Here is an 18,594-nt window from a genome sequence, read left to right as displayed (position 1 = left end):
GGCGGTACGGCCGCAGGGCCACGCCGCCGCCCGGAAACCAGGTCAGCCGCCGTGGGCCGGGGACTTCTTGGCCGAGGCCGGTACCGCCGTGTCGGTGCGGATCGCCTTCCACAACTGCGTGGCCTGCGGCTCGGCCGCCACCACCCGGTTGGGGTCGACCTTGTCGTACGACACCGGGAGCATGATCGTCTCCATGGTGTCCGGGTTGACGCCCTTCATGCTGCGGGCGAACTGGGCCAGCGAGGTCAGGGAGGCCAGCTGCGAGTCGGTGGTCAGCGACTTCGTCGCGGAGTTGGCGATCTTGTACGTCTTGGTGGGGCTGCTCAGCATGTCCTGCTTCTGCACCTCGCCGAGCAGGTCGAGCAGGAACTGCTGCTGGAGCCCGATCCGGCCGAGGTCGCTGCCGTCCCCGATGCCGTGCCTGGTCCGTACGAAGGCCAGCGACTGGGTGCCGTCCAGCTTCTGCGGACCGGCTTTGAGGTCGAGGCCGCTCGCCCCGTCGTGGATGTCCTCGGGGACATTGACCGTGACCCCGCCGATCGCGTCGACCAGGCCCTTGAAGCCCGCGAAGTCGATCTCCATGTAGTGGTCGATCCGGACCGCGGACATCTTCTCCACGGTCTTCACCACACAGGCCGGACCGACCTGCGAGTAGACCGAGTTGAACATCACCCGGTTCGCGCTCTGCACCGTGGACCCGTCCGACTTGGTGCACTCCGGTCGGGTCACCAGGGTGTCGCGCGGGATGCTCACCGCGGTCGCCCTGGACCGTCCCTCGGGTATGTGGATCACCAGCGCGGTGTCGGAACGGGCGCCGCTGACGTCGCCGCCCGCGATCTTGCCGTTCGCCCCGGCGCGCGAGTCGGAACCGAGCACCAGCAGGTTCTGTCCGCTGGTGGGCAGCTTCTCGGGACGGTCCTTGCCGAGGGCCCTGTTGATGTCGACACCCTTGATGTTGCCGTCGAGGTTGCTGTACAGCCACCAGACGGTGCCGCCCGCGGCGAGCAGCAGGACGACCAGGGTGAGCAGGATGATCTTCAGGGGGCTTCGCTTCTTGGTCCTGCCGCGCTTGGGTGCGCGACGGGACGGTGCGGGCCGGTCGCCGGGTGGTGTGGTGTCTTGCTGGTACGTCACTGCTCGTCGGGCCCTTCCGTCGGAACGCTTTGGATTGCGCGCGAGGGGAATCGGGCGGTCGAGGGGTACCGGCCCAGCTGTCAGCCTCGGGTCTCAGCGAATAATAGACAAACCTTTCGATCGGTGGGAATTCAGAGGTTGTTTGGTGAACAAACCGTGACCGGTATGACAAACTCCTGAGCTGTAGACGTGTGTTCCGTGCTCCCGAGTGCACCGCTGAGTACCCGCGAACGCCGCACAGGACATGTGGAGCCACGGAAGGGCGGCACGGAGTCGTGAACCGGGACAGGAGCGGCAGCAGGGCAGCGGAGTCCGGCGGAGGCAGGAGGCGGGGGGCCGGTGCCGACGCGGCGCCCGCCCCGCACGGTCCGGCGCGGTCCGTACCGGCGGGCAGTTGGCTCTTCAAGGGGCACGACGGACGGCTGACGGCGTACGCCCCGGCCCGGGACGGGCTGCACCGCTGGACGGAGCCGCCGTCGGGCCAAGGCCCCTGGCCGGGACCGGACTTGATCGGTACCCCCGGCTGGTGCGGCCGGGTCGACATGGCGCAGACCAGTGAGGGGTACGTGCACTTCGCCGCGCTCCGGCAGCTGGGCACGGGCGCGCCCGAGGTCGCCTTCGCCACGCAGTTCCAGACCGGACGCGGGGTGACGGACTGGCGGAGCCTGGGCGTCCCGACCGCCCCCGACGGCCCGGCCGGCGACCCCCTGGTCGCCGGGCCGGTCATCGTCGCCAACCAGGTCTCCGGCACGGTCCATGTGATCGTCTCGCTGCGTACCGGCGGGATCCTGCGGCGCAGCCGTAACGCCGCGGGCGCCTGGGGCGGTTGGAAGACCGTGTCGCCCGATCCGTACACCGGCGACCTCACCGCCGTCATGCCCAGGGGCGGCAAGCTGGAGATCCTCGGCGTGGGCCCCGACCGGGTGGACCGCTGGGTCGGTGTCGAGAAGGGCCGGTTCGAGTTGTGGGACCGGATCGGCACCCCGGTCGCGGGCGCCACCCCGACAGCCCTGGAGACGGGCCCCAAGCGGGCCACGTACTTCTGGCGCTACCCCGGGGACTCCTCCCTCGTGGCCTGGCGCCCGCAGGGGCGCGGGGCGCAGGACAACGGTCTGCTGACGGCCGGGGGAGCCGGGGGCAGCGGGCGGCCGGGCGTCGCCCGCGCGCGCGTCGGCGACTTCGACTGCACGGTGCTCGCCCAGACCGGTGCGCACGGTGGCATCGAGGTCACCGCGTACGTCACGGAGAACGAGGGGTACGGCACCTGGTGGGCCTCCCTGGGCGGGGAGGAAGCCCACGCGCCGCAGGTGGCCGTGGACGGTGCGGGCCGCATCGTGGTCGCCGCCCTCGACGGGCAGGGGCGGATCCTGCTGGCACGTCAGGACAGCGGTGGGCAGGGTCTGGCGTTCGGGCCGTGGAGCCGGGTGGGCTGACCGGCCACCCGGACCGCCCGGTCCGTCCCCGAGCCCGGGGACGGACCGGGCGGTCCGTCCCCGGACAGGGCCGTTCACCGCGCCACGGGCAGCGGACGCCGCTCGGCGAGCTGGAGCGAGAGGTCACCTTCGGGCGTGTAGAAGAGGGTGGCGGCCAGTTCGTGGTCCGGGGAGTGCGGCGAGGGCGCGACGACCACCGGCAGCCGGCCGGTGACGTCCACGTCGGCGGAGCGCTTGCGGCCCAGCCGTACCTCTTGGGTGACGCCCTCGAAACTCACCGACAGCCAGACCTCCCAGACACCGGGGGCGGGTGGCTGCCCGCCGCAGAGCCCGGCCAGGTCGGCGCGGGCCGAGAAACGCCCCATGGCCCGGCTCTTCCCCTTGGCGTTGACCAGCTCCTCGTCCCGGCGCGCGGTCACCGGGACCCGCGCCTCGGCCCCCGTCACCGGCTCGCGGAACACCACATGAGTGGCCCGGTCGCGCGTGGAGAGCTGCTCGAAGAAGGCGAACCCGTCGAGGCACAGGACCGCGTCCGCCCACCGGAGCCGGGTCAGCCGGTGGGTCACCGTCATCCTGTCCGTGATGTCGAACAACGCGTCGGGCAGCGGCGTCCTCGGGTCCCGGAAGAACGGCAGAGTCGTGTAGACCCGGCCGTTCTCCACCGTCTTCTTCGGCGCGGGCGGCTTCTGCGCCTCGTACCCGGCCATCTGCTCGGCCTCGGCGAACCGGCCGGACGACAGGAGCGCCAGACGGACGGCCAGCGGCCGGGCGAGGAGCGCCAGCGCCCCCGGGGTGAGCCGGGCGCGCAGCACGTCCGACGCGGCCCGCGCGGTCCGCTCCCGTTCCGCCGGATCGTCCGTGGCGAGCAGCAGCGGGCCGGTGGCGCGTCCCAGTTCGGCCTCCAGATGGCGGGAGAGCAGCCGGTCCTGCTCCGGCCCGGCCGGTACGAGTGCGGTGACCAGCGCCATCATCCGGGCGGCCAGCGCCACCCGCTGTACCGGTGTCACCGGGGCCGCGGCCGACGGCCCCTTGAGCACACAGGTGCGGTCCGCCACCACGGCGATGTTCCGAGCGGCGACATAGGCCGCCGCGGTGAAGGCCTGGTCGTCACCGATGACCATGTCGGTGGGGAACTGCAGCCCGCACCGCCGCACCAGGGCGGTCCGGAACAGCTTGTCCGGGGTGAGTGACCAGTAGACCCGCGAGCGGTAGAGGTCGGCGTGGTCCTGGTCCGTCCGGAACATCGACGTCGCCACCGAGTGCCGCCCGGTGCTCTCCGGTTTGCCGAGCACCACATCGGCCTCGCTGCGGTCAGCCGCCGCGACCATCCGGTCGAGGGCGTCGTGCGCCAGCCGGTCCGCGCCCTCCAGGAAGATGACGTACCGTCCCGTCGCGCGGCTCAGACCGAGGTTGCGGGCCGCCGCGGGCCCCATGCCCCGGGGCTGCTGACCGGTACGGAGCCGTCCGGGGAAGGTCCGGGTGGCGCGGGCGAGCAGGGGACCGCTGTCGTCGAGCGAACCGTCGTCGATCGCGATCACCTCCAGCCGGTGGGCGCCGACCGTCTGCCGGGCGAGCGAGTCGAGGCACGCAGGGAGGGTGGCGGCGTGGTCGCTCGCCCGCACGACGACCGTGACGTCCGGGAGGTCACCGGCGTGCGCCGGCCCGGCGTTCACCAGGCCCGCCCGTCGGCTCCGGCCGTCGGGTCCTGCCGGCGTACGTCGATGACATGGCCCGTCATCCCGGAGAGCAGCACGTCCAGCGAACTGCGGGCGACCGACTCCGAGGTGAGCAGCGAACCCTCGGGTTCCCGGCCGAAGGCCCTGGTGCGCATGGGGGTAGCGGTGCGTTCCGGGTTGACGCAGTTGACCCGCACCCCGTCGGCCGCCCATTCGTCGGCGAGCGCCTGGGTCAGATTGACCATGGCGGCCTTGGTCGAGGAGTAGAGGCTGTACTCGGCCCGCCCGCGCGTGTAGCTGCTGGAGGTGAACAGCAGTAGTTGTCCGCGCGATTCGCTGAGGTACTTGAACGCGGTGCGGGCGATGTTCACCGGCGCGAGGTAGTTGACCTCGAACGCCTCGCGGACGGCGTCGTCGCCGGTCTCGTCGAGCCGGCCGATGCGCAGGACCCCGGCGGTGTTCACCACGTAGTCGATGCGCCCGGTCTCGGCGTAGGCGCGCGCGAACGCGTCGTCGACCTGGTCGGGCCGCTCGACATGGGTGCCCGTGGTGGAGCGGCCCAGCGCGTGGACCCGGGCACCGTACCCCTCGGCGAGCCGGGCGATGTCGGCGCCGATGCCGTAGGAGCCGCCGAAGACCAGCAGGGTCCTGCCCGCCAGGCGCTCCCGGTAGAACTCCTCGCTGCCCTCGTCGGGGGTGGTCGAGGTGGCCAGCTGGAAGAGCTTGTCGGCGATGAACACGTCGACGGGGTCGGTGACCTTCGTATTGGACTCGTCGCCCCGCACCACATGGACGGGGACGTCCGGCAGATAGGTCAGCACGACCGCGCAGTCGTCGGTCGCGTGGAAGGCCGGGTCGGCCGCGGCCAGTTCGTGGGCCCGGCGGATGGTCGAGAGCCGGAAGCCCTGCGGGGTCTGTCCGCGACGCAGCCGTGAACGGTCGGGGATCGCGGTCACGAACTCCCCGTCACCGCCGTGGGTACGGGTGACGACGACCGTGTCCGACGAGGGGATCGCGACGTCGACGGCCCGGTAGCGGTCCAGCGCCCCGACGCACTCCTTGATCACGCGCTGCGAGACCAGCGGGCGCACCGCGTCGTGGAGCAGCAGGTTGCAGTCCTCGCCCGCGGTGGGAAGCGCTCCGGCCGCCTCGATCGCGAGGCGCGTCGTCGCACTGCGCGTCGCGCCGCCCGCCACGACCTTCACCACCTTGCGCAGCCCGGCCCGCGCGACGATCCGCTCGGCCGCCGCGGTGTGGTCGGGGGCCATCATGACGAGTACGTCGTCGACGTCGGGAGCGTTCTCGAAGGCCCACAGGGTGTGTTCGAGGATCGACTTCCCCGCGATCTTCAGTAACTGCTTGGGGATCGACAGTCCGACCCGCTCCCCGGTGCCACCGGCGAGGACGACAGCGACGGTGCGACGGCGTGATGCGTGCTGGGACAAGGGTTCCTGCCTCCTGCTGGGTGACCGGGGTGTGCGGGTCGTTACGCCATGAGCTGCGGCACTTCCGGGTACTCGACCGGGAAGTCCTGGAGCCCCCGGGCGTAGAGACTGTTCGCCGCGTCGTTGAACCGCACGATGGACGGCGGGTAGTCGGGGCCGAGCAGATACTCCTTCAGCTGCTCGCGGTACGGCGCCATCACGTCGCGTTCCGGGAAGAGCAGCGCGTGCAGCGCTTCGTCGAGGCCGTTGCACTCCGCGTCGAGGAGGTAGGACGCGTACGCGGTGCGCTGCTCGTTCCTGAACTCGTCGTCCGGGAGACCGTCCAGGTTGAAGATCGCGTACGGCTTGCGGGTCGCCACGAAGTCCGAGACCACACTGGACATGTCACCGATCAGCAGGTCGGAGTGGTTGAAGCACTCGTACAGCGACGGCACCCGCTCGGTCACCACATGGTGTGCCTCGTCCGGGATGGCGCTCCAGTACAGGGCGCCCGCCTGGTTGCGGCTGCGGCGGATGCGCGCGGTGCGCTCCTCCTCGGTGAGATCGGGGAACTTGGACCGGACGCCGCGCTCCGACAGCTGCGCGATGCGCTGGTCGATACGGGCCAGCTTGCGGGCCGAACTCCTGGAGTCCATGAGCTTGCGGCCGAACCGCTCGGCGTTGTCCGCCTGCAGCAGAGAGATGATGCGCCGGTGCGCCGCCGCGGCGGCGGGGGAGCGGGTGCCGGTCAGCGGGTGCGGTTTGTAGATGACCCGGATCTGCCGCTCGTGCGCGAGCAGGGTGCGGACCAGCTTCTCACCGGCCGGAATGACCGAGGTGTAGCAGGCGTCGTCGGTCCAGCCCTCCCAGGTGGGGGCGTAGACCACGGTGGGGATCTTGTTGCTGACCGCGCCCGTCCACCGGTGCAGGGGCATCAGCTGAGGACGTCCCACCTCGACGATCTCGTGGGCGTTGACGGCGTGCTTGATGCGTTCGTAGCGGTCGCGTCCGGCCCGTCCGGCCACCCAGATCTCGTCGAAGACCTTGCTGACGCGGTTGCTGCTGGCCAGCTTGTCGCTGTCGCCGTGCCCGATGAACACGTGCTTCACCTCGGCCCGCTGGAGCATGTGGACGTTCTTGCCCGCGTTGCCCGGGTACAGCGTCACCCGCAGCTCGGGCATCTCCACGCGCGCCAGGTACTCGGCCTTGGGCAGACAGATCACCGGGACCGAAGTGGCGTCCAGGAACCGCAGAGTGGCCCGCTCGCGCAGCACGATGATCGGCCGCAGATCCAGCGATTCCAGCGACTCCAGCCACATGTTCACCTGGTACATGAAGTCACGGGAGACCGCGGCGAAGGTGAAGTAGAGGGCGACCTGCGGCCGGTAGACGGTGAGCTGACGGTTCAGTTCGTCGATGGCCTCGTCGGCGGAGGGCAGGACGAGTGCGTTCCGCGCACCGGGCATGACGACGAGCAGTGCCACACAGGCGACCCAGACGGTGATGATTCCGCCGAAGCTCACGTACCGCCAGTCGTCGGTGGCCATCGTGGCCAGCGCACCGCCCACCAGCGGGAGATCGAGGTGCAGCATCTTGCGGACATGCTTGGACATCAGGAACGGATGGGGCATGCGCCGGATGTCCAGCGCGTCCAGATCGAGGCCGCGGGTGGTGAAGGGCAGGGCGGCCCTGGTGCTGCGCACATGCTTCAGCACACCGCCGTACGCCAGTTGGAGAACGAAGAGCAGCAGCAGCCCCACCGTGGTGATCTTCACGACGAACGAGTCGATGTCGGCGATCGAGCCGCACAGCGCCAGCAGCAGGAACTGCCGGATCAGGAACCGCATGGTGAGGCCGAACCGTGAGTCCCTCAGCCGGTCCAGCGTCGACGACTGGGCGGTGTGCAGGAGCAGGTCCGCCAGATAGCTGACGGCCGCGGCGCCCACGAAGAGCGGCAGTGACGGGATCACCACGGCCGCCATCATGGCCACGAAGGAGGCCACCAGCGCGGTCGATATGAGAATCCCCAGCAGAGCCTGACGGTGTTGCTTGCCCATGGCCGGTGAGGCCCTCCTTCGACGCGGCGTCGTGCGATGCCCGGCGTTCGGCCGGCGTTGGGGGGGGGGGTGTCGTGCTGGTGGTGCGGGGCCTCATCACATCGGCGGCTGCGCACGGTTGGGGCGGGCAGGCAGCGAAAGCTGTGGGGAATGTGTGAAGTACCCGGTGCATCTTAGTCATTGATGTGCTCTTGAGTGAACTTTCAATGAGAGAAAAGTGAAATCCTCCGCATCTGGATGCGCAACAGTTATGCGGTCATTGCTGGGACGTGATCTCCCGTGGGGGATTTCACCGGAACGCCACGCAAGGTGATCGGTCGATCACGTAACGCTGATCAACGGTCGCTGATTACGTGTTACTGATGACACGCGGTGCGGTCATTCCGTGAAGCCGTACACACTCAGCTCTCTGCGTCCGGCTGTCTTCGTCGAGAAACCCGTGCACAGCCGGGGGGTCGGCGAGAGCTGGACGGCTATTCCCTCCGGCTCGCGGAATGGGAGGGAAGGGGCGGCGGTGATCCGCCGGCGGCCCGCTGTCTTTCCGGTTCCGAGGGCGATGGCGGAGGCAAAAGTATTTCCCCCGGATTCGGGAGGATTGCTCCCGCTCCCATCGGTGTAGGGATTTCCGGTGAGTTGGTAGATGTAGTCCCCATGGAGAGCGCAGCCCTGAAGGGCTTCGCCCTTGTGACGGGCCGTCTCGCGCATCGTGTACAGGGGCTCGTAGCGTCCCGCGAGGAAGTCGTCCATGCCGTAGACCGCGTAACGGTGGTGCTTGCCCGCCCAGTGGCTGATCAGCACCCGGCGGCCCACGAGATCCAGCGCGGGATGGTTGCGCACGGTCCCCGGCAGCGGGGTGTGATGGCGTACGGCGGGCGAATCGCTGTCGAGCACCGTGCCGTCGGTGAACGGCACCCGCGCCACCGCGCGCCCGTACCCGGTCTCCGGGTGCGCCCGGGACTCCACCCACAGCTGGACCCCGGCTCCGGAGGGTTCGACGCCCATGGATATCCCGTGCCCGAACCCACGCAGATACATATGGCCGAGAAGTGCCCCTGCCAGGGACAGTTTCGATACGCACATGTCACCGCGGCGGAGCCGGTCGGCGTACCGGACGGCCCGCGGTTCGCCGGGCAGCCGCAGACCGTCCTGCACCTGCTGGACCGTGTAGAGATGGCCGTGGGCGTCGTCGAAGGCGAAGGACTGGGCGCCCGTGGTGTCGTACAGGGCGGTGCGGCCGAGCACGCGCGACGGTGACGCGATGACGAAGTCCCCCGCCGCGCGCCGCTTCCGCAGATGTGACACCGGCGGGCGCGGGTCCCGGGTGGTGGCCAGCACACCACCCGTGGCGACCGCCGCGGCCCCGGCTCCGCCCGCGATCAGCAGCGTCCTGCGGCTGACGCCGCGCCTCCCGTTGTCCACCATTGCTTCCGTGCCTGCCGTTCCTGACCCTGTGGGGAGCGACGAACGCCCGCCCGCACCCGGACAGGTCCAGGGGTGCGGACGGGCGTCTTCGCCTCGGTCGGACAGGTTACGCCGGGACGCTCGCCACGCCCTGCGCGAGGAACTTCTTGCCGTTCACCCGCTCCGAGACACCTTCGCGGTCCAGGTACGGGGTGATGCCGCCCAGGTGGAAGGGCCAGCCCGCACCGGTGATCAGGCAGAGGTCGATGTCCTGCGCCTCTGCCACGACACCCTCGTCCAGCATCAGGCCGATCTCCTGCGCCACCGCGTCCAGGACCCGGTCGCGGGTCTGCTCCTCGGAGAGGACCGAATCGCCCTGCTTGAGGAGAGCGGCGACCTCCGGGTCCAGCTCCGGCTTGCCGGAATCGTAGACGTAGAAGCCGCGCTTGCCCGCCTCGACCACGGCGGCCAGGTTCCCGGAGACCGTGAAGCGCTCGGGGAAGGCGCGGTGCAGGGTCTCGGAGACGTGCAGACCGATGGCCGGGCCTACCAGCTCCAGCAGCACCAGCGGGGACATCGGCAGGCCGAGGGGCTCCACGGCCTTCTCGGCGACCGCGACCGGGGTGCCCTCGTCGATGACGTTCTGGATCTCGCCCATGAAGCGGGTGAGGATGCGGTTGACGACGAACGCCGGGGCGTCCTTCACCAGTACCGCGGTCTTCTTCAGCTTCCGCGCGACACCGAAGGCCGTGGCCAGCGCGGCGTCGTCGGTCTGCTCGCCGCGCACGATCTCCAGCAGCGGGAGGATCGCGACCGGGTTGAAGAAGTGGAAGCCGACGACCCGCTCGGGGTGCTTCAGCTTCGACGCCATCTCGGACACCGAGAGCGAGGAGGTGTTGGTGGCGAGGATCGCGTGCGCCGGAGCGACCGCCTCGACCTCGGCGAACACCTGCTGCTTGACGCCGATCTCCTCGAAGACCGCCTCGATGACGAAGTCGGCGTCCGAGAAGCCCTCGGCCTTGTCGAGCACACCGGAGACCAGGGCCTTCAGACGGTTCGCCTTGTCCTGGTTGATGCGGGACTTCAGCAGCAGCTTGTCGATCTCGGCGTGCACATAGCCCACACCCTTGTCGACACGCTCCTGGTCGATGTCGGTGAGGACGACCGGGACCTCCAGGCGGCGCAGGAAGAGCAGCGCCAGCTGCGAGGCCATCAGCCCGGCGCCGACCACGCCGACCTTGGTGACCGGGCGGGCCAGGTTCTTGTCCGGGGCGCCGGCCGGGCGCTTGGCGCGCTTCTGCACCAAGTTGAAGGCGTAGATCCCGGAGCGCAGCTCGCCGCCCATGATCAGGTCCGCGAGTGCCTGGTCCTCGGCGTCGAAGCCCTGCTGCAGGTCACCGTTCCTGGCGGCCCCGATGATGTCCAGCGCGCGGTACGCGGCCGGGGCGGCGCCGTGCACCTTGGAGTCGGCGATCGCCTTGCCGCGGGCGACGGCCTGGTCCCAGGCATCGCCGCGGTCGATCTCCGGACGTACGACCTCGATCTCGCCCCGCAGGACGGCGGAGGTCCAGATCAGCGACTGCTCCAGGAAGTCGGCGCCCTCGAAGATCGCGTCGGCGATCCCGAGCTCGTGGACCTGCTTGCCCTTCAACTGGCGGTTCTGGTTGAGGGAGTTCTCGATGATGACCGAGACCGCGCGGTCCGCACCGATCAGGTTCGGCAGCAGTACACAGCCGCCCCAGCCCGGTACGAGACCCAGGAAGACCTCGGGCAGCGAGAAGGCGGGCAGGGACGCGGACACCGTGCGGTACGCGCAGTGCAGACCGACCTCCACCCCGCCGCCCATGGCCGCGCCGTTGTAGTACGCGAAGGTGGGCACCGCGAGTCCGGACAGCCGCTTGAAGACCTCGTGGCCGCCCTTGCCGATGGCGAGCGCGTCCGCGTGGTTCGTCAGCAGCTCGACGCCCTTGAGGTCGGCGCCGACCGCGAAGATGAACGGCTTGCCGGTGATGCCGACACCGACGATCGCTCCTTCGGCGGCCTCCTTCTCGACCTGGTCGACGGCGGCGTCGAGATTCGCCAGCGACTGCGGTCCGAAGGTCGTCGGCTTGGTGTGGTCCAGGCCGTTGTCGAGCGTGATCAGGGCGAACCTGCCCGCGCCGCCCGGCAGATCGAGGTGGCGTACGTGCGCCTGGGTGACGACCTCGCCGGGGAACAGCTCGGCCGCGCCCTTCAGGAGCTCAGAGGTGGTGGTGCTCACTTGGTGCCTCCGGCAGTGGTGTCGAAGTGAGGGTTCTCCCAGATGACCGAGGCGCCCATGCCGAAGCCGACACACATGGTGGTCAGGCCGTAGCGGACGTGCGGCTGCTCCTCGAACTGCCGCGCCAGCTGCGTCATCAGACGCACACCGGAGGACGCGAGGGGGTGACCGAAGGCGATCGCGCCGCCGTACTGGTTGACGCGGGCGTCGTCGTCGGCGATGCCGTAGTGCTCCAGGAACGCCAGCACCTGGACCGCGAACGCCTCGTTGATCTCGAAGAGGCCGATGTCGTCGATGGACAGCCCCGCCTTGGCGAGCGCCTTCTCGGTCGACGGGATCGGGCCGTAACCCATCACCTCGGGCTCGACGCCCGCGTAGGCGTACGAGACGAGCCGCATCCTGACCGGCAGGCCCAGCTCGCGCGCGGTCTCCTCGGACGCGAGGAGCGACGCGGTGGCACCGTCGTTGAGGCCGGCGGCGTTCCCGGCCGTGACCCGGCCGTGCGCACGGAACGGAGTCTTGAGACCGGCGAGCGACTCCAGAGTGGTACCGGGGCGCATCGGCTCGTCGGCGGTGGCCAGACCCCAACCGGTCTCCCCGGCCTCCGGGTTGGTGCGGCGTACGGAGACCGGCACCAGGTCCTGCTGGATCTTGCCGTTGGCGTACGCCTTGGCGGCCTTCTCCTGAGAGCGCACGGCGTACTCGTCGGCGCGCTGCTTGGTGATCGTGGGGTAGCGGTCGTGCAGGTTCTCCGCGGTCATGCCCATGAACAGGGCGGACTCGTCGACCAGTTTCTCGGAGACGAACCGGGGGTTCGGGTCGACGCCCTCACCCATGGGGTGGCGCCCCATGTGCTCGACGCCGCCCGCGAGGACGATGTCGTACGCGCCGAAGGCGATCGAGCCCGCGGTCGCCGTCACGGCGGTCATCGCGCCCGCGCACATCCGGTCGACCGAGAAGCCGGGAACGGACTGCGGCAGCCCGGCGAGGATGCCCGCGGTACGGCCCAGGGTGAGCCCCTGGTCGCCGATCTGCGTGGTCGCCGCGATGGCCACCTCGTCGATCTTCGCGGGGTCCAGATCCGGGTTGCGGCGCAGCAGCTCCCGGATCGCCTTCACGACGAGATCGTCGGCGCGGGTCTCGTGGTAGATGCCCTTGGGGCCCGCCTTGCCGAACGGGGTGCGGACGCCGTCGACGAAGACGACGTCCCGGATGGTACGAGGCACGATGGCTCTCCTCCAGGGTGCGGGGTGGCACTGCTGCTGCGCGGGCACGCCGGGGCGCGCTGCACAAGGTCATGCTACCCACGGGTAACCATGCTGCCCAGTCCTTGGGGCGGGAGCGTCGAAGGTCACATGGGCACGGAGCGCCGTCCAGTGGCGCCGTCGCCCGCCGGGCCGTGCCCGTGAGCGGCATCGGCCCGCCGCCCCCGGCCGTCATTCGATGGCGTGCACATGTCAATCAATGATCGCAAGGAAGCGTTGCCGAACGAGCCCGGTACGGCCCACGGCCCGGAGCCGGTGCAGTGTGTCAGGGATGCGGTCCGGGACTTCGGGCCTGCGGCGACGGCGCCGCAGGCCCGGTTCGTCAGCTCTGCTGCGGAGCGTCCTGAAGCGCGCTCACCAGCAGCGGCGCCACCTGCTCGACCTGCCAGCGCCGGGCGCCCAGCTCCGAAAGAACGGCTGAGATCTTGTCCTCCGTCCGCTCCCGGGGCGGCTCCCAGCAGACCCGGCGCACGGTGTCCGGCGTCATCAGGTTCTCCTGGGGCATGTTCAGCTCTTCGGCGAGAGCCGACACGGCCGCACGGGCCGCGGAGAGACGGGCCGCGGCTGCCGGGTTCTTGTCCGCCCAGGCGCGGGGCGGCGGCGGCCCCGCCACCTGCTGGCCGGGCTGCGGGAGCTCGATGTCGGGGAGCGCCTTCGCCCGGTCGACCGCCGCCTGCCACTGTTCGAGCTGACGCTTGCCCATGCGGTGACCGAATCCGGTCAGCGCCGTCAGCCCCTGGACGTTCACCGGGAGAGCGAGGGCCGCCTCGACGATCGCGCCGTCGCCGAGCACCTTCCCCGGCGACACGTCACGCCGTTGCGCGATCTTGTCGCGGGCGGTCCAGAGCTCCCGTACGACGGCCATCTGACGGCGCCTGCGGACCTTGTGCATCCCGGAGGTGCGGCGCCACGGGTCCTTGCGGGGCGGCGCGGGCGGCGCCGACGCGATGGCGTCGAACTCCTCCATCGCCCAGCCCAGCTTGCCCTGCCGGTCGAGCTCCTTCTCCAGCGCGTCCCGCAGATCCACCAGCAACTCGACATCGAGCGCGGCGTAGCGCAGCCACGGCTCGGGCAGCGGGCGGGTCGACCAGTCGACCGCGGAGTGCCCCTTCTCCAGAGTGAAGCCCAGGACGCTCTCCACCATCGCGCCGAGGCCGACCCGGGGGAACCCGGCCAGCCGTCCGGCCAGCTCCGTGTCGAAGATCCGGGTGGGAACCATGCCTATTTCCCGCAGACACGGAAGGTCCTGGGTCGCGGCGTGCAGCACCCACTCGGCGTCGGCGACGGCCGCGCCGAGGCCGGAGAGATCGGGGCAGCCGACCGGGTCGATCAGTGCGCTGCCCGCGCCCTCGCGGCGCAGCTGCACGAGATAGGCGCGCTGCCCGTAGCGGTAGCCGGACGCCCGCTCGGCGTCGACGGCCACCGGGCCGGTGCCCGCCGCGAAGGCCGCGACGACATCGGCCAGTGCTTCATCGGTGGCAATCACCGGAGGAATGCCCTCGCGGGGCTCCAGCAAGGGAATCGGCGCCTGTTCGACGTCGTCCGGGGGAGCGCCCCCGGTGGTTCGCAGTGCTGTCTCTGCTGCGGTCTCTTGAGCGTCGGTCACTCGTCAAGGGTATCGGTGAACACACAGCACCCGTCGACGGAACGATCCGTCGACGGGTGCTGAGGGGGCGTATTTGAGTCAGTGGATGATTCCGGTACGGAGGGCCACCGCGACCATTCCGGCCCGGTCGCCCGTGCCGAGCTTGCGCGCGATCCGGGCGAGGTGGCTCTTCACGGTCAGGGCGGAGAGCCCCATGGAGACACCGATGGCCTTGTTGGACTGACCTTCGGCGACCAGCCGCAGCACTTCGACCTCGCGGCCGGAGAGCTCGCGGTAACCACCCGGGTGGCTCGGGGTGCCCGGGGGGCGGCGCTGCATCCGGGCGGCGCCGATGGGTGCGGCGCCGGGCCGGGTCGGGTGACCGACGTTGTTACGGGTGCCGGTGACGACATATCCCTTGACGCCGCCCGCGAGGGCGTTGCGTACGGCGCCGATGTCGTCGGCGGCGGAGAGTGCCAGGCCGTTGGGCCAGCCTGCGGCCCGGGTTTCGGACAACAAGGTCAGCCCGGAACCGTCGGGCAGGTGGACGTCGGCCACGCAGATGTCACGTGGTTTACCGACGCGGGGACGGGCCTCCGCGATGGACGACGCCTCGATGACGTCACGGACTCCGAGCGCCCACAGATGGCGGGTGACGGTGGAGCGGACGCGCGGGTCGGCCACGACGACCATGGCCGTCGGCTTGTTCGGGCGGTAGGCGACCAGGCTTGCGGGCTGCTCGAGGAGAACGGACACCAGGCCTCCTGGGAAGGTGCGGAACGGTGCCGGCCGGGGGAAGGAGCCGGGGCGAACCGTGCTTGAAGGGTCACAGACTTCTTCGGCAGCAAACCCGCCCGGCTTTAGAGAATGATCACGATTTAGTGAGTAACAATTCGGGCAAATAGGACGCGCGCTCGATCATTCGAAAGATGGTCGTGTCCGCGGAGGTTCTGTTCGTGGCCCAATTGCGGCTTCATCTGCGCCGGATTTGTTGCCGTATGACAGCCTTGCTGCGGCTCGCGGCGCTCTCCGCGGTGGCCCGTGACCCGTGACGCGTGCCGGGTGCCGCGCGTGCGGAGAAGACGCCCGCACGGTTACTGCACCCGGGGTCCGCGCCGCTGCGGCAGGGAGACCACCGCGGCGTCCGGCGGGCCGACCGGCGGCAGCCCCGCGATCTGGCACAGCAGATCGCACCAGGCGGCCAGATGCGCCGCGGTGTCGGGCACCCCGCCCCGGCCTTCGCTCGGTGTCCAGGAGGCCCGGATCTCGATCTGCGTCGCCGGTTTGCGCTCCGCGAGGCCGCCGAAGTAGTGCGAACCCGCGCGGGTCACCGTGCCGCTCGGCTCCCCGTACGACAGCCCGCGCCCGTGCAGCGCGCCCGTCAGCCAGGACCAGCTGACCTCGGGCAGCAGCGGGTCCGCTGCCATCTCCGGCTCCAGCTCCGCCCGTACGAGCGTCACCAGCCGGAAGGAACCCTGCCAGGCGTCGTGCCCGGCAGGGTCGTGGAGCAGGACGAGCCTGCCGTCCGCCAGATCGTTGTCGTTCTCGACGACCGCGGCCTCCAGGGCGTACGCGTACGGAGCGAGGCGGCGTGGGGCCTTGGTCGGGTCGATCTCCATCTCCGGCCGCAGACGGGCCGACTGCAACGCCTCGACCGCCTCCCGGAACGCGGGCGGGACGGAGTCCGTCTCCGCACTGTTCGTACCGTCAGCGCCATCTGAAAATCGTCCCTGAGCCGCAGCCATGCGGGGAACACTAGGCGGAACGAGCCTCCCGTGCAGGGAAGGACACCCGGCCCGGGGCAACCGCTTCCCCCGCACATGCGAAACTTCTCGACGTGAGTGCCAACGACCGCCCCACGGGCGCCCAGAAGCAGACAAATCCCGCCGCAGACTCGGCTTTCCTCAAGGCGTGCCGACGCGAGCCGGTTCCGCACACGCCGGTCTGGTTCATGCGGCAAGCCGGACGCTCACTCCCCGAGTACAAGAAGGTGCGCGAGGGGACGGCGATGCTGGACTCGTGCATGCGGCCCGACCTGGTCACCGAGATCACGCTCCAGCCGGTGCGCCGCCACAAGGTGGACGCCGCCGTCTACTTCAGCGACATCGTCGTACCGCTCAAGGCCATCGGGATCGACCTCGACATCAAGCCGGGCGTCGGTCCCGTCATCGCCCGGCCTATCCGTACCCGCGCCGATCTCGCGCAGCTGCGCGATCTGGAGCCGGCGGACGTCTGGTACGTCACCGAGGCGATGGGCCTGCTGACCGCGGAGCTGGGGTCCACCCCGCTCATCGGCTTCGCGGGTGCGCCGTTCACGCTCGCGAGCTACCTCATCGAGGGCGGCCCCTCCCGTAACCACGAGCACACCAAGGCCCTGATGTACGGCGACCCGCAGCTGTGGGCCGACCTCCTCGACCGGCTCGCCGAGATCACCGCCGCCTTCCTCAAGATCCAGATCGAGGCGGGCGCGAGCGCCGTCCAGCTCTTCGACTCATGGGTGGGCGCGCTGGCCCCCGCCGACTACCGGCGCTCGGTGATGTCCGCGTCGGCGAAGGTCTTCGACGCGGTCGCCCCGTACGGGGTCCCGCGCATCCACTTCGGTGTCGGCACGGGCGAACTGCTCGGGCTGATGGGCGAGGCGGGCGCGGACGTCGTGGGCGTCGACTGGCGGGTCCCGCTGGACGAGGCGGCCCGTCGCGTGGGCCCCGGCCGCGCGCTCCAGGGCAACCTGGACCCGGCCGTGCTGTTCGCCACGCCGGAGGCCGTGGAGGCCAAGACGGACGAGGTGCTGGCCGCAGCCGCAGGGCTGGAGGGCCACATCTTCAACCTCGGCCACGGGGTCCCGCCCACGACCGACCCGGACGCGCTGAGCCGCCTGGTGGAGTACGTCCACACCCGCACGGAGCGCTGACACACCCCGGCCTGCGGCGGGCTCGACCATACGAACCCGCCGCAGGCCGGGCGCAGGCCTACAGGCCCGCCTTCCGCACCGCCGCCACCGTCTTGCGCGCGGCGACGAGCACCGGATCCCACACCGGTGAGAACGGCGGCGCGTACCCCAGGTCGAGCGAGACCATCTGTTCCACCGTCATCCCCGCGGTGAGTGCCACCGCCGCGATGTCCACCCGCTTCGCCGCGCCCTCACGCCCCACGATCTGCACACCGAGCAGCTTCCCGGAGCGCCGCTCGGCGAGCATCTTCACCGTCATCAGCGCCGCGTCGGGGTAGTAGCCCGCGCTGTTCGTCGACTCGATCGTCGCGGTGACGAACTGCAGTCCGGCCGCGCGCGCGTCCTTCTCGCGCAGCCCGGTCCTGGCGATCTCCAGATCGCAGACCTTGCTCACCGCGGTACCGACGACCCCGGGGAACGTCCCGTACCCGCCGCCCACGTTCGAACCGATGACCTGGCCCTGCTTGTTGGCGTGGGTGCCGAGCGCGATGTGCCGCATCCGGCCCGCGACCAGGTCGAGCACCTCGACGCAGTCGCCGCCCGCCCAGATGTTGTCGTGACCGCGTACCCGCATCGACAGATCGGTGAGCAGCCCGCCGTACGCGCCCAGCGGGAGCCCCGCCGCGCCCGCGAGCGCGGTCTGCGGCTCCACGCCGATGCCCAGGACCACGACGTCCGCCGGGTACTCGGCCGCGTCGGTGACGACCGCCCGTACCCGGCCGTCGGCGCCCGTGCGGATCCCGGTGACCTCGGCCCCGGTCACGGTGGTGATGCCCAGGCCGTCCATCGCCCGGTGGACGAGCCGCCCCATGTCCGGGTCGAGGGTGGCCATCGGCTGGGCGCCGCGCGTCAGGACGGTCACCTGGTAGCCGCGGTGCAGCAGCGCCTCGGCCATCTCCACGCCGATGTACCCCGCGCCGACGATCACCGCCCGGCCGCCCTCGGTCCGGTGCAGGTCGTCGATGAGGGACTGGCCGTCGTCGAGCGTCTGCACCCCGTGCACCCCAGGCGCGTCGATGCCGGGCAGCGGGGGCCGCACCGGCCGGGCGCCCGTGGCGACGACGAGCTTGTCGTACGGGGTCCAGGCGCCGTCGCCGGTTTCCAGGTCGCGGGCGTGCACCCGTCGTCCGGCGACGTCGATCTCCGTCACCTCGGTGCGCATCCGCAGGTCGATGGCGCGGGCGCGGTGTTCCTCGGGTGTCCGGGCGATCAGGTCGTCCCGCTCGCCGACCTCACCGCCCACCCAGTACGGAATTCCGCACGCGGAGAAGGACGTGAAGTGGCCGCGCTCGAAGACGGTGATCCCCAGCTCCGCCGGGCCCTTGAGCCTGCGGGCCTGGGACGCGGCGGACATGCCCGCCGCGTCACCGCCGATGACCACCAGTCGTTCCGCTGCCATTGCGTTCCTC

At 70.5% G+C, this 18,594-nt stretch carries 13 protein-coding genes; 2 read left to right on the top strand and 11 right to left on the bottom strand.

Annotated features, from left to right (window positions below; genetic code table 11):
- Nucleotides 1-42 precede the first annotated feature (42 nt).
- Nucleotides 43-1,134, bottom strand: a complete 1,092-nt coding sequence (locus tag NBY69_RS33150) for an LCP family protein (RefSeq protein ID WP_250305670.1) — start codon at nt 1,132-1,134, stop codon at nt 43-45.
- Between the two features lie 275 nt (nt 1,135-1,409).
- Between NBY69_RS33150 and NBY69_RS33145 the strand changes: the two genes are divergently transcribed.
- Nucleotides 1,410-2,567, top strand: a complete 1,158-nt coding sequence (locus NBY69_RS33145; RefSeq protein ID WP_250305669.1) for a hypothetical protein — start codon at nt 1,410-1,412, stop codon at nt 2,565-2,567.
- 74 nt (nt 2,568-2,641) lie between these two features.
- On the opposite strand, the gene NBY69_RS33140 is transcribed toward NBY69_RS33145, so the two are convergent.
- The 9 genes from NBY69_RS33140 to NBY69_RS33100 form a co-directional block, all read right to left on the bottom strand.
- Nucleotides 2,642-4,240 (bottom strand): glycosyltransferase family A protein, encoded by a 1,599-nt coding sequence (locus NBY69_RS33140; RefSeq protein ID WP_250305668.1) that lies wholly within the window; start codon nt 4,238-4,240, stop codon nt 2,642-2,644.
- A complete protein-coding gene (locus NBY69_RS33135; RefSeq protein ID WP_250305667.1) occupies nt 4,237-5,688 on the bottom strand; it encodes a bifunctional cytidylyltransferase/SDR family oxidoreductase in 1,452 nt (483 codons plus the stop codon). Before NBY69_RS33135 ends, NBY69_RS33140 begins: the two co-directional genes overlap by 4 nt.
- Before the next feature lie 41 nt (nt 5,689-5,729).
- Nucleotides 5,730-7,724, bottom strand: coding sequence for a hypothetical protein (locus NBY69_RS33130; protein WP_250305666.1), 1,995 nt, complete (start codon nt 7,722-7,724; stop codon nt 5,730-5,732).
- 378 nt (nt 7,725-8,102) lie between these two features.
- Complete coding sequence (locus tag NBY69_RS33125) at nt 8,103-9,146, bottom strand: signaling protein (RefSeq protein WP_250305665.1); 1,044 nt, start codon at nt 9,144-9,146, stop codon at nt 8,103-8,105.
- A gap of 106 nt (nt 9,147-9,252) precedes the next feature.
- Nucleotides 9,253-11,385 (bottom strand): 3-hydroxyacyl-CoA dehydrogenase NAD-binding domain-containing protein, encoded by a 2,133-nt coding sequence (locus tag NBY69_RS33120; RefSeq protein ID WP_250305664.1) that lies wholly within the window; start codon nt 11,383-11,385, stop codon nt 9,253-9,255.
- Nucleotides 11,382-12,611, bottom strand: a complete 1,230-nt coding sequence (locus NBY69_RS33115) for an acetyl-CoA C-acyltransferase (protein ID WP_250305663.1) — start codon at nt 12,609-12,611, stop codon at nt 11,382-11,384. The genes NBY69_RS33120 and NBY69_RS33115 overlap by 4 nt, the downstream gene beginning before the upstream one ends.
- A gap of 361 nt (nt 12,612-12,972) precedes the next feature.
- A complete protein-coding gene (locus NBY69_RS33110; protein WP_250305662.1) occupies nt 12,973-14,256 on the bottom strand; it encodes a ribonuclease D in 1,284 nt (427 codons plus the stop codon).
- A 78-nt stretch (nt 14,257-14,334) separates the two neighbouring features.
- A complete protein-coding gene (locus NBY69_RS33105) occupies nt 14,335-14,991 on the bottom strand; it encodes a response regulator transcription factor (RefSeq protein WP_250305661.1) in 657 nt (218 codons plus the stop codon).
- 338 nt (nt 14,992-15,329) lie between these two features.
- Nucleotides 15,330-15,980 (bottom strand): DUF3000 domain-containing protein, encoded by a 651-nt coding sequence (locus NBY69_RS33100; protein WP_250305660.1) that lies wholly within the window; start codon nt 15,978-15,980, stop codon nt 15,330-15,332.
- Nucleotides 15,981-16,072: 92 nt separating this feature from the next.
- Here NBY69_RS33100 and hemE point away from each other — a divergent pair, with 92 nt between their 5' ends.
- On the top strand, nt 16,073-17,146 hold the full coding sequence (hemE, locus tag NBY69_RS33095) for a uroporphyrinogen decarboxylase (protein WP_250305659.1): 1,074 nt from the start codon (nt 16,073-16,075) through the stop codon (nt 17,144-17,146).
- Nucleotides 17,147-17,204: 58 nt separating this feature from the next.
- On the opposite strand, the gene NBY69_RS33090 is transcribed toward hemE, so the two are convergent.
- Nucleotides 17,205-18,584 (bottom strand): FAD-dependent oxidoreductase, encoded by a 1,380-nt coding sequence (locus NBY69_RS33090; RefSeq protein ID WP_250305658.1) that lies wholly within the window; start codon nt 18,582-18,584, stop codon nt 17,205-17,207.
- Nucleotides 18,585-18,594 lie beyond the last annotated feature (10 nt).

Source organism: Streptomyces sp. A 4/2 (assembly GCF_940670765.1).
Classification (GTDB): domain Bacteria; phylum Actinomycetota; class Actinomycetes; order Streptomycetales; family Streptomycetaceae; genus Streptomyces.
The sequence above is the reverse complement of the archived record's forward strand: the minus strand, read 5'-3'. Positions and strand labels throughout refer to the sequence as shown.

What these genes read in the sequence shown, in the direction of transcription:
- NBY69_RS33100 (WP_250305660.1), bottom strand. Translation starts at nt 15,980, where the DNA reads ATGGCTGCGGCTCAGGGACGATTTTCAGATGGCGCTGACGGTACGAAC.
- NBY69_RS33130 (WP_250305666.1), bottom strand. Translation starts at nt 7,724, where the DNA reads ATGGGCAAGCAACACCGTCAGGCTCTGCTGGGGATTCTCATATCGACC.
- NBY69_RS33125 (WP_250305665.1), bottom strand. Translation starts at nt 9,146, where the DNA reads ATGGTGGACAACGGGAGGCGCGGCGTCAGCCGCAGGACGCTGCTGATC.
- NBY69_RS33090 (WP_250305658.1), bottom strand. Translation starts at nt 18,584, where the DNA reads ATGGCAGCGGAACGACTGGTGGTCATCGGCGGTGACGCGGCGGGCATG.